This window comes from Thiomicrospira sp., assembly GCF_036568485.1.
In the GTDB taxonomy this organism is placed as follows: Bacteria; Pseudomonadota; Gammaproteobacteria; order Thiomicrospirales; family Thiomicrospiraceae; genus Thiomicrospira.
Map to the genome: position 1 here is coordinate 1 of NZ_DATCSL010000051.1, position 11,147 is coordinate 11,147.

Below are 11,147 nucleotides of genomic sequence, written 5' to 3' on the forward strand. Positions count from 1 at the left end.
GCGGCTGAAGTTTCTTCAACTAAGGCCGCATTTTGCTGAGTGACTTGGTCGATGTCATTAATGGCCTGATGCACCTGCTCAATCCCTTCAGCCTGTTGACCCGAGGCTTCTGCAATTTGTGAAATCATACCGGTGACCTGTTCAATCGCTTGGTTGATACTGTTTAATACTTCGCCAGATTCGGTCGCTAACTCTGTGCCTTCATTGATTCGAGTCACACTATCTTCAATCAAAGATTTAATATCTTTAGCGGCTTCGGCGGATTTTTGCGCTAAGGCACGCACTTCGCCAGCCACCACCGCAAAACCACGACCATGATCACCCGCACGCGCCGCTTCAACCGCCGCATTCAAAGCCAATAGGTTGGTCTGAAAGGCAATCCCATCGATCAAGGTGACAATTTCGGCAATTTTTTGGCTTGATTGCTGAATATTCATCATCGCGTTAATCGTATCTTGCATCACTTGCGTGCCGTTATTGGCTTTGCTTTGCACATCTTGCGCTAAACGATTCGCGTGTTGTGCATTGTCGGTATTGTTTTGTACCGCTGAATTCATCTCATCCATAGTGGCCGAGGTTTGTTCAAGTGCGGCCGCTTGTTCTTGCACTCGTTGACTTAAATCTAACGAACCACGTGATACTTCATCGGCGGCATTTTCGACGACTGAGGCCGAGGTAATAGCGGATGCAATAATTCGACTCAAGTTCTCAGCGGTCGAGTTAATGGATTGTTTAATTTCATCCAACTGACCCGCACATTCCGTCTGAACTTTAAGGGTTAAATCACCCTTACCTTGGGCTTGCATGACTTTGGTAATGTCATCTATGACATCATCCAGCGTGGTGACGGTTTTGTTAATGGCTTGTTTTAAGTCATTCATTTCACCCGCCGCATCCACTTCAACACGTTGGGTGAAGACGCCTTGTGCGACTTGATCCATGACATCGCCAATGTTACCAATCACCGCATTCATTTCGCTCATGGCGGATTGTGCATTATTGAGCATTTTTTGATATTCGCCTTGTGCATTCGACTCAATCTGAATATCAAATTGGCCATCACGCAAGGACTGTAATAAATTCCCAAGCTCTTCCATCACTTTTGAAATATTGTCGGCACTTAAGTTAATGCCTTGCTTCATGGCTTTTAGATCACCGGCATATTCACCATTCATTCGTTTTGAAAAATCACCCACCGATAAGGCCGAAATGGTTTCATTGGCTTCATCAATGCTTTTTTCGAGCGAGCCAAGTAAGCCATTAATCGCCTTTGCCATTTGACCGGTTTCATCTTCATCTGTGCGTGGGACTCGGTAACCAAAATCTTGTTCTTCACTGAGTTTTTTCATGCCGGTGGCAATACGCGACACATTACGACTAATGCGTCCAGAAATTAATAATCCTAAAGCCAATCCAAATACCAACGCAAAGATCAATAAGGCGACAATAATGAAAAACGTTTGCTCGTAGAGCACTTTGGATAAATCAGCGGATTCATCCGCGTTGCCTTGTTTGATTCGAGAGAGCTTATCCATGGTTTCATCCAAGGCATCTAACATTTCGCGTGAGTCGACCAAAGCTAACTTCACGGTTGGACGCTCCTGCAGTTCAACCTCACCACTGGCGCGTTCTTGTTGCGCTAAGCTCACTAATTGCTGGTTAAATGCTTTATTGGACTCGAGCGTTTTGTGAAGCTCGCTAAATAAGGCGAGCGCTTCGGCCGAATCAAAACGCTGCTCAGCTCGTTTTACATACTCATCTACTTTTTGCTGATAACGATCGAGTGATTCACGATATCGTGTTTGATCGATATTTGGATCGGCTTGCGCCAATAAATAATTACTTTGTGCGCGACCTTGATAAAGCAAATTAATATAGGCCTCTTTCATATCGCTCAAACCCTTGAGCTCTTCTTCATACATTTGTTCGGCTTTTTGATTAATTTCGGAGGTGGCTTTTAAAGCTTGCAAACCCACAAGTCCAATTAAAAGGAGCATTACACCCACCAGGGTTAAGAGCTTTATACGGATAGATAAGTTAAAAAACCAACTCATAGGTTTACCTCTAAAATTAAGTAAAAACCAACCCAAAAGAGGCTAGCTGCAAATTATTATACACAAACTATACAAAAAAGAAGTGCTTATATGTATATTTTTTATACATTTTAAAAAGGTAGGAAATGACTGGCCTAACCAGGCCTGGTTAGGTTAGAAAAATCGCCAATAGGATTAATGCGCTGGCATACAGACCCAACGCCAGCGCGTTGGCTTTAAACCATAAGCCAACTGCTCGAAAAATCTCAGCGGGAGTATATTGCACAAACGCCAACCCCACCATGCCGAGCGCGATAACCAATAAAATCGCTGGCACAATCAATAGCATTTCGAACAAACTCATGTTGTTTCCTCTAGCTGATTAAGTAAGGTTTGCAACCAGGCCTGGTGATCAGCCGGTTGCTGCGATGCAAGATTCGCTGCCAATAACCACCAGGCCTGGTGGTTGGTTTCGAGCAATTCGTTTAGGGCTTGTCGTGTCGCTTGGATTTGACGCGGATTTTCGCGTTTGAACGCCTGAACTGCGGATGCTTCGCTGTCTTCTTCAATTGCAATATAGGCCGCGAGCAAGCTGTGTAACCCAGGCCAGCGTTGTAAAAACTCATCTTGTTGTTGCCAATCCATGTTTAATTATCCGGTTGCGGAAACGCGGTGAGCACGTAAAAGCCATCGGCTTTGCGCGCCAACACCACTCTGACCACCGCTTGTTGTGGTACGGGCTGACTTTGCACCTGAGCACCTTGTTGTTGCAACATCGCGCGTGTCATATAAGAACCATGCGTCGGTACACGGGCAAAAAAAGCTTGGCGGGATAAATCACCATGCCACCAATCAGCCACTTCGGCGCGCTGTACATTAAGCACTGCATTCACCGAAGCTTCCGCCATGGTCAGCGAGCTAAAGGTTGAAACGGTGTTGAGTTTGTTATTTTTTTGCAAACGCTCAATTAAATAAGCATCGGTTTTTGCGACGTGACGTGCGATGGTATGACCATGTTCTTCATGCTCGGACAACACGACATGAATCGGTAAACGTGTATCGCCCGGTCCGCCGTTTTCGCTGGGCTGATTTTCACCGCAACCGACTAATAACAAACTGAATAAACTAACTAATAACCAAGCTTTCATTTGTTTTCCTTTTTATGCTGCAATCGTTAAACTCAAACCCAAATAAATTTGCCAAGCGCCCATTAACATTACCGATAAACCGGCCAGACGTTTGACCCAAAGCGTGCGCGCCAGACGGGTGAAATAAAACGCAAATACGCCCATTAACATTAAGTTGGGCAGCGTGCCGAGGCCAAACGCCAGCATCACCAAAGCCCCTTGAGTCATAGATGCGGCGCTGAACGCCATGATGAGCACGCTATAAACCAGCCCGCACGGTAACCAACCCCACACTAAACCATACAACCAGGCCTGGGGCAGGCTTTTAACTGGCGTGAGTTTTTGGGTATAGGGTTGCAAGCGTTGCCATAAGGCGCCGCCGAGGCGTTCAATCACAATTACACCATGCCACCAACCGGCCAAATATAAACCCAGCGCGATCATAAATAATCCAGCAAACACTTGTAAGGCTTGCTGGAAAGGTAAAAATGGTACGAGATTAGTGAGTGACGCAGCGAACAAGCCAATCAATGCGCCTGCGATCACATAACTGCTGATACGGCCAAGATTATAGGCGAGTTGATAAGGCAACATACGCCACTGACTAACTTGATGTTTGGGCGACAGACTGAAGGTTAAAGTGCCTACCACGCCGCCGCACATACCTAAACAATGTACGCCGCCGAGTAATCCAACCATAAACGCGCTGATAAATAAGGATTCAAACACTAGGCTAACCCTTGACGTTCGAGGCTTCGATAGCCTAAGGCTTCGGCTAAATGTTGGTTTTCCACCGATTCGGATGCGGCCATATCCGCTAAGGTGCGAGCGATGCGCAAAATTTTGTGGTAACTTCGCGCCGACAAACCTAAACGCTCGATGCCTTGTTTTAAAAAGGCTTGCGCCTCATCGCTTAAAGCAACCTGTTGCTCAAGTTGCGATACGGAAAGTTCGGCATTTAAACAACCTTGGCGCTGAATTTGACGCCTTCTGACACGGATGACGCGTTCACGCACTTGGGCGCTGGTTTCGGCGTTTTCGTCTGGTGCGGCGGTCAGCTGATCGACTTCGACCGCGGGTACTTGCAGATGCAGATCGATACGATCTAAAATTGGGCCGGAGATTTTGCGTTGATAGCGTGCGATTTGATCCGGCGTGTCTTTACATCTTGGGTCGTCGGCAAAAAATCCGCTTGGGCTGGGGTTGAACGCACCAATAAATAAAGTGTCGCATGGAAAGGTGATGTGTTGTTTAACGCGTGCAATATGAACTTGCTTAGTTTCTAAAGGTTCGCGCAGGGCTTCTAAAACATCACGATTAAATTCGGGCATTTCATCGAAAAAAATCAAGCCATTGTGAGCAAGCGATAACGCGCCCGGTTTTGGATTTTGACCGCTGACATTTCCAGAAGTTAATGCTACACTTTTCTGTAAGATCAATAAGTTACCAATCAGTCTACTAATAAATAACGCTACAAATACCATTTGATTTTGCTACAACCTTACTTTTTATTAAAAGTTTTTGCTACAACCTTACAATTAAGAGAGTTGTTATTTGAAATTTTCTCACAAGAACAGAAAAATTGGCTACACATACGGTAGTTTATCAGGTGTCTATTCATTTAGAGGCGAAAAGAGCATTTCGTTTGAATCAAAACTTGAACGTGACCTTCTCTCATTACTTGAGTTTGATGACTCAGTAATCGATGTTATTGAACAACCATTTACTATTGAATATGAAAATCAAAATGGCCGCTTAGTTACCTACACACCCGACTTCTTAGTTGAATTTAAAGCATCACTTACCTCTTGTTCCTACGACACTTACCGAAAATCCCTACTCATAGAAGTTAAACCCGATAATATTCTTGAAAAGAGAATTGACGAATTAAGGCCTAAATTCAAAACAGGCATGCGCTTTGCCAAAGCCAATGACATGGTTTTTAAAATATTTTCAGAGTCAAAAATACGAACACCAAAGCTTAAAAATCTTCAAATGATTTCACGCTACAAACGTTACCGTTATTCAAGCGATGAGGAGAATCGGATCATAGAGCATCTGCACAACGTTGGACACACAAGAATTGACCACTTACTTTGCTTCTTATACATAACAGAAGAGCAGCGATCAATTGCACTTGGTCAAATCTGGCAATTAGTTTGGAATAAGAAAATTGGTTGCGACTTGACTCTACCGCTTAATTTACAAACTGTCGTTTGGTTAAAGATTGATGAAACTTATGAAGAAGGTGTTTTCAATGCCAGATTTTGAAACAACAGGCAGCTATGCTGACCGAAGACGTATTACTTTTCGCCCAAACGACTTTGTTGAGAACTTTAATGAAGCTTATAAAATCACTCAAATCATAAGTTTTGAGGATGTCGTCGGGATCAATTTAAAAACGGGTCGTGCAGAACGATTGTTTATTAGAAATCTGAAGCACATTGAAACCCTTGATACGGATGAATATCAGTCCCTACGTGATATGAGTGACTTCTCTGACGATGAATGGAAAGAAATTGAAAAACGTTTCATCAGCATTCAACCTCTTCTAAATGGCTCTAACCGTAAAGAAATTGAACAACATGCTGAAGCAATTGGAATACATTTTACAACTCTTTATCGCTGGCTGAAAAACTACCAGGCAACCGGAACACTAACAGGATTACTTCCCAAAAAACGTGGACCAGCTCAAGGCATCTTAAAGATTGAATCTCGTGCTGAATCAATTATGCATGATGTCATTAATAACTTTTACCTCTCCTCTCAAAAGCCATCTGTTAGCGATACGATTTTGGTGATTAAGGATCGATGCAAAGAACAAAAATTAGCGACACCATCCGACAACACTATTCGTAACCGTATCTCACAAGTTTCAGAGGAAAAAAGACTTAAATATCGCAATGAGAGAAGCAAAGCTAGAACGAAGTTTGAACCTACTCCCGGAAAGTATGAAGCAGACTTTCCCTTGCAAGTCATTCAAATTGACCACACACCTGTAGATTTAATATTGGTAAGTGACGATGAACACCGTCTTCCTATTGGTCGCCCGTATGTTACTTTGGCGATCGATTGTTACAGTCGAATGATTGTAGGCTACCATCTTTCACTATATGCACCTAGCACCACCTCTGTGGCAATGTGCGTCGCACAAATGATCAACCCTAAAGATAATCTTTTAATCCAGTTTCAGGTTGATTCAAGCTGGCCAGTCTGGGGAGTACCTGAGTTTCTCCATCTAGATAATGCTGGTGAATTTCGTTCCGATACGCTTAGCCAGTCTTGTCTAGCGTATGACATAAATATTGATTTTCGTCCTGTTGGCAAACCCAATTATGGTGGTCATGTTGAAAGCCTGATGAAAACCTTAATGAAAAAGGTTCACAACTTACCAGGAACGACTTTTTCAAATATAGAAGAGCGGGCTGAATATGACTCAGACGGCAAAGCCACTTTAACTTTTGACGAGTTTGAACGCTGGCTAGTAATCTATATCACTAAGTTTTACCATAAAAAGAAACACTCTAGCCTAGGCGTATCGCCCGAAGATAAATGGCATGAAGGTATCTTTGGTTCACTGCATTCTAATGGAATTGGGTTGCCGCCAAAACCCTCAGATCCAGAAACTGTTTACAGAGATTTTTTACCTATCGAACGTCGTACAGTTCAGAGTAATGGCGTCAACATTAATGGACTAAATTATTACGAACAAGTTCTAAGGCCGTTTATTCATAAAGTTGACCCAGAAACCAATAAAAAACAGCGTTTTATATTTCGCATAGATCCTCGTGACATTCGCCAGATATGGTTTTATGAACCCTGGCATAAGCAATATTTCAAAATCCCACTAGCCAACCCATCTATCCCACACATGAGTCTTTGGGAACTTGAAGAAGCTAAAAAACGGATTAAAGAGTTTGGCTTTACATTCTCTGAAGAACAGCTTATTAACAGTCATCGTGAAATGATGGCGATTGTAGAAGCATCTGTGAAAAAGACCAGAAGCGCCCGACGCAAACATGCGAAGTTAAAAATGAACAAAGAACAAACCGCACCTTTAAGTAAAACGGCAAGGTTACCCATAACTCCTCAGCAACCCGAGTCAAATGATGAACTTTGGGATGATGATATTCCAATCTTTGATTAATACGGGTGCATTAGATGACTGAAAATTACACTCACCTTCACGAGAGCGTTCACGAAGTAATTCTTAAAGGAAAGCAGGAACGAATTGACTTCATGAACAATCCTTTATGGATCAACCATAATCGTTCAACCCAAGTAGTTCAGATTCTTAACCAACTACTAAGATCTCCGAAAAAGCCACGAATGCGGAATTTATTGTTAATCGGAGAACCGAATATCGGAAAGACCTCTCTGATTAAGTATTACTCAAGTCTCCACCCCAGCTACATAGAGGAAGATGAAGACTCTGTATCGAGAACAAATATTCCTCTTGTTGTAATTGATGCTCCTGTTCTTGAGTCGGAAAAAGCACTATATGTTTCGATACTCGAACAATTTTGGACACCATTTAACCCTGAACACACACCTCTCCGGTTAAAAAATCAAGTTATATCTTTGATGCGTGAATGCAATGTTCGAATGCTGATCATTGATGAGTTTCACAACTTACTAACTCTTACCGCCAAAAAACGCTTAAAGACCCTTGGAATATTAAAGAATCTCGGAAATGAATTAATGATTTCTATTATTGCCGTTGGTATTCACGACGCCACTGTGCTTATCAATGCTGACCCACAAATTGCAAGCCGGTTTGACACTTTGACGATCCCGCGATGGGATTTGGATAAAAACTTTCGGGGGTTACTATTAGCTTTTGAGAAACGACTCCCTTTACGAAAAGCATCTAACCTTCATGAAAAAGAGAAAACTGTTTTACTACATAACATTTCTCAGGGAAATACGGGGGACTTGCACAGAATGCTAATCGAATGTGCGACTTATGCAATTGAACATGAAATTGAAGAAATCACAACAAGTGTTATTCAACAATTTTCTTGGGTAAAGCCAACTCGTACAAGTTATTCAAGACAATTACAGTTCAACTAGATAAGAATAATGAAGCACCTCTGGCCGATTGTCTTACCGCTCAAAGAAGATGAACTACTTAGCTCATGGTTAATTAGAACCTCGCTTGAAAATGGCTCTGATCCGATGACTTGGACATGGTACTTTTGGGGGAAGTGGAGAGCCTGGGTCGCCGATTTTGACAGGCACTGTGATGACGAAAAACTTCAACGTATCTCATTTGGTCCTTTTAACCTTGAACTGTTACAAAATGCGACTCTCTCCCCAACGATTCAACAACTCACTACCCGGAAACTTCACCCCAATACTAACTGGCTATGGGTTATTCCACAAGGTTCACGTAACCGAGATCGCAGCGTCGGGATGAGATTTTGTCCGGAGTGTTTGAAAGATGGCACGCCTTATTTTCGGAAGTCTTGGCGTTTAGCTTGGAATCATTCCTGCCCTAAGCATAAGCTGCTACTCATTAATCAATGCCCAAAATGTGGATTACCTATCAGCCCCCATAAAGCATCTCAGGATCAAACGGATATTTGCATTTGTCCAAGGTGTCAGTTTGATTTAAGAAAGGCAAATACAATTCAGGCTTCAGGTGAGGCTTTATCCGCTCAAGAAATCCTTTCTCATGCGATTAATAAAGTTGATTCCTTGCCCTGGAGTACTAAAACTCCAGCTGAACTGTTTGAAACGGTTCATCTCATATTGGGGCTTTTTCAATATGCTTCAAGGCGCACAGACACAATCAAAAAATTTAGGGAAGAATTAGGTATCCCCATTTGCATGGATACTAGATTAAGTGGCCACGGTATTGAACAACTATCACCTGAGTCAACTAGCTCTTTATTCATAAGTTTAAACAGCTTAATGAAGCTAGAAATTGATGAGCTTATCGAGTTATTTATTGAAACTGGTGTTACACAAAACACCTTCTTTCGTAAAAGACCACTTACCAACAACACTTTAAAACTTATTTCCCGTCAACTAACCACCAACGAGCACAACTCTTCATCCCCTAGGATTAATACAGCAAGGATAATCAAACCTAGGTCGAAATCAGATGTTCTAAAAATGTGGAAGGACCTACAAAGGTATTTGTGATGTCAGAATGTGGCCTTTGCGGTAGAGAAGCTAGCACTTACCATCGAGTACATCGAAATAAGAAGTACTGCGGCACATGTTATGCCTATTTATTCAAAAAGCGTGAGTGCTCTGTTTGTGGCGAAATTAAACGCATTTATAAATATGACTCAATTGCGGTTTGTAAAGCCTGTGAGACAAGGGGAAAGCCCTGTATCCGATGTGGCAAACAAAAATATAGTATCGGAAAGATCACCGACAATGGGCCTGTATGTAATTCGTGCTCTATTCATTTTCGGTCAGCTCCGAAATGTAGTTGTTGTGGCGCGACAACTAGGAGTGTATCGCGCAGATTACCCTACAATATAAATGAGCCCATTTGCGACAAGTGCCTCAATAAAAAAATCGGGGTTAAATGCTCGCATTGCCACTTTACTCGGCCACCGTTTTTCTACACCCTTGATAAGAAACCTTTTTGCAAACCCTGTTCGACTAAACCAGATAAAGCCTGCAATGTTTGTCGAAAGATACTGCCTGGCGGCTTTTTGAAAAATACTTGTAGCTCGTGTAGTTGCAACAAGAGCTTAATAAAGCGACTCAATTTATCATCAAAAGCGTTGCACCCGGAGATTGCGAAAATCTATAACGACTACGGACTATGGATGGAAAAAACGCGTGACTCTGGCATTGCATCAAGAAAGGTTATTTCTAGCTTTGATATCTTCGTTTTTCTAAGCCAGTGGTTTGAGAAACACAACAGCCTTCCAAGTTATGACGAGTATGCGAGCCAATTAACCGTAGCTAAGACAAGAAAGCATTTAACGGTTACTTACTTTTTAGATGAAACAGAACTCATCCCTCTTGATCACACTAGAAAGTTAGAGATAGGAAATCTGGACTGTATTGATCGCGCTTTCAATCGGATATCTGTTAAAAGCCCGTTATTTAAATATATGGAAAGCTATCACTCTCTTGTGATGAGCCGTCTAGAAATGAGCAAAAATACAGAACATACAGCACGCCTTTCATTTGGTACAGCAGTCAACATTCTCGAACTAGGTTCCCAGTTGAATAAAAAAGATTTTGATATTGAGCTCGTGCGCCAGTATCTTTGGTTGCATGCAGGTCAGAAAGCTTCTCTATGGAGTTTCATCAGTCATTTGCGCAAACATCACAACCTTACAATACCGAGTCTTAATGACGAGGTTGTATACGAGTTAAAACTGGAGATACCTAAGGAATCTACTGAAAGAAGTAAGCAAAAGTTTATCTCGCTGTTACGTGCTGATTCCTTTTCCAAAGAAGACTACATTGAGTATGCACTTGCTTATTATCACCGGGTTAAACTGCCCGACGAACTTTTTAGATTACGGCAAAAACTTGGTCAAGATAAAGGTGAGTGGATTGAAGTTAAGCTTTTTAAGGATACGTTCATGCTACCCAATACAAAAAATAAAAATGCGTAGCCGGCTGACGCAGCTGTCCACTTCCCCTAAAATGAGACAGCGATAAATAGAGTTTTCTGCGATCATTAACGCAGGAGACCGATATGAAAAAATCACGATTTACCGAAACCCAAATCATCGCCATTCTTAAAGAATCGGATGCGGGACTAAAAGTTGAAGAAATCTGCCGCAAGCATGGTATCAGCAGCGCGACTTACTACAAGTGGAAGTCCAAATACTCTGGCATGGAAGCGTCGGATATTAAGCGCATTAAAGAGCTTGAAGAAGAAAATGCCAAGCTAAAAAAGCTGTTTGCCGATGTCAGCCTTGAAAACCATGCGATGAAGGAATTATTCGCAAAAAAGGGTTGGTGACAGCAGACAAAAAAGAGTGTGCCAAAACCCTAGTCAATT

At 42.3% G+C, this 11,147-nt stretch carries 11 protein-coding genes and 1 pseudogene; 6 read left to right on the top strand and 6 right to left on the bottom strand.

What is annotated here, in order from left to right; all coding sequences use genetic code 11:
* The 6 genes from VIM91_RS05380 to VIM91_RS05405 all read right to left on the bottom strand — a co-directional run.
* Positions 1 to 2,054, bottom strand: a 2,054-nt coding sequence (locus tag VIM91_RS05380; protein WP_331863793.1) for a HAMP domain-containing methyl-accepting chemotaxis protein, incomplete at its 3' end; no start/stop codon positions are given.
* Between the two features lie 148 nt (positions 2,055 to 2,202).
* Complete coding sequence (locus tag VIM91_RS05385; protein ID WP_331863794.1) at positions 2,203 to 2,397, bottom strand: hypothetical protein; 195 nt, start codon at positions 2,395 to 2,397, stop codon at positions 2,203 to 2,205.
* Positions 2,394 to 2,678 carry a hypothetical protein gene (locus VIM91_RS05390; RefSeq protein ID WP_331863795.1) on the bottom strand — a complete coding sequence of 95 codons (285 nt, stop codon included), beginning with the start codon at positions 2,676 to 2,678 and terminating at the stop codon, positions 2,394 to 2,396. Before VIM91_RS05390 ends, VIM91_RS05385 begins: the two co-directional genes overlap by 4 nt.
* 2 nt (positions 2,679 to 2,680) lie before the next feature.
* Positions 2,681 to 3,181 carry an RNase A-like domain-containing protein gene (locus VIM91_RS05395; RefSeq protein WP_331863796.1) on the bottom strand — a complete coding sequence of 167 codons (501 nt, stop codon included), beginning with the start codon at positions 3,179 to 3,181 and terminating at the stop codon, positions 2,681 to 2,683.
* 12 nt (positions 3,182 to 3,193) lie between these two features.
* Complete coding sequence (locus tag VIM91_RS05400) at positions 3,194 to 3,859, bottom strand: sulfite exporter TauE/SafE family protein (RefSeq protein ID WP_331863803.1); 666 nt, start codon at positions 3,857 to 3,859, stop codon at positions 3,194 to 3,196.
* A gap of 29 nt (positions 3,860 to 3,888) precedes the next feature.
* A complete protein-coding gene (locus VIM91_RS05405; RefSeq protein ID WP_331863797.1) occupies positions 3,889 to 4,644 on the bottom strand; it encodes an ATP-binding protein in 756 nt (251 codons plus the stop codon).
* A 70-nt stretch (positions 4,645 to 4,714) separates the two neighbouring features.
* On the opposite strand from VIM91_RS05405, the gene VIM91_RS05410 reads away from it, so the two are divergent.
* The 6 genes and pseudogenes from VIM91_RS05410 to VIM91_RS05435 form a co-directional block, all read left to right on the top strand.
* Positions 4,715 to 5,431: a TnsA endonuclease N-terminal domain-containing protein gene (locus VIM91_RS05410; RefSeq protein ID WP_331863798.1), complete on the top strand. Its 717-nt coding sequence runs from the start codon at positions 4,715 to 4,717 to the stop codon at positions 5,429 to 5,431.
* Positions 5,418 to 7,307, top strand: a complete 1,890-nt coding sequence (locus tag VIM91_RS05415) for a Mu transposase C-terminal domain-containing protein (RefSeq protein ID WP_331863799.1) — start codon at positions 5,418 to 5,420, stop codon at positions 7,305 to 7,307. The genes VIM91_RS05410 and VIM91_RS05415 overlap by 14 nt, the downstream gene beginning before the upstream one ends.
* Positions 7,308 to 7,321: 14 nt before the next feature.
* On the top strand, positions 7,322 to 8,233 hold the full coding sequence (locus tag VIM91_RS05420; protein WP_331863800.1) for a TniB family NTP-binding protein: 912 nt from the start codon (positions 7,322 to 7,324) through the stop codon (positions 8,231 to 8,233).
* A gap of 9 nt (positions 8,234 to 8,242) precedes the next feature.
* Positions 8,243 to 9,310: a TniQ family protein gene (locus VIM91_RS05425; RefSeq protein WP_331863801.1), complete on the top strand. Its 1,068-nt coding sequence runs from the start codon at positions 8,243 to 8,245 to the stop codon at positions 9,308 to 9,310.
* Between the two features lie 641 nt (positions 9,311 to 9,951).
* Positions 9,952 to 10,755 (top strand): hypothetical protein, encoded by an 804-nt coding sequence (locus VIM91_RS05430; RefSeq protein ID WP_331863802.1) that lies wholly within the window; start codon positions 9,952 to 9,954, stop codon positions 10,753 to 10,755.
* A gap of 83 nt (positions 10,756 to 10,838) precedes the next feature.
* A pseudogene (locus VIM91_RS05435) lies at positions 10,839 to 11,099 on the top strand (transposase); the annotation flags it as partial.
* Positions 11,100 to 11,147 lie beyond the last annotated feature (48 nt).

What these genes read in the sequence shown, in the direction of transcription:
- VIM91_RS05385 (WP_331863794.1), bottom strand. Translation starts at nt 2,397, where the DNA reads ATGAGTTTGTTCGAAATGCTATTGATTGTGCCAGCGATTTTATTGGTT.
- VIM91_RS05390 (WP_331863795.1), bottom strand. Translation starts at nt 2,678, where the DNA reads ATGGATTGGCAACAACAAGATGAGTTTTTACAACGCTGGCCTGGGTTA.
- VIM91_RS05395 (WP_331863796.1), bottom strand. Translation starts at nt 3,181, where the DNA reads ATGAAAGCTTGGTTATTAGTTAGTTTATTCAGTTTGTTATTAGTCGGT.
- VIM91_RS05400 (WP_331863803.1), bottom strand. Translation starts at nt 3,859, where the DNA reads ATGGTTGGATTACTCGGCGGCGTACATTGTTTAGGTATGTGCGGCGGC.
- VIM91_RS05405 (WP_331863797.1), bottom strand. Translation starts at nt 4,644, where the DNA reads ATGGTATTTGTAGCGTTATTTATTAGTAGACTGATTGGTAACTTATTG.
- VIM91_RS05415 (WP_331863799.1), top strand. Translation starts at nt 5,418, where the DNA reads ATGCCAGATTTTGAAACAACAGGCAGCTATGCTGACCGAAGACGTATT.
- VIM91_RS05420 (WP_331863800.1), top strand. Translation starts at nt 7,322, where the DNA reads ATGACTGAAAATTACACTCACCTTCACGAGAGCGTTCACGAAGTAATT.
- VIM91_RS05425 (WP_331863801.1), top strand. Translation starts at nt 8,243, where the DNA reads ATGAAGCACCTCTGGCCGATTGTCTTACCGCTCAAAGAAGATGAACTA.
- VIM91_RS05430 (WP_331863802.1), top strand. Translation starts at nt 9,952, where the DNA reads ATGGAAAAAACGCGTGACTCTGGCATTGCATCAAGAAAGGTTATTTCT.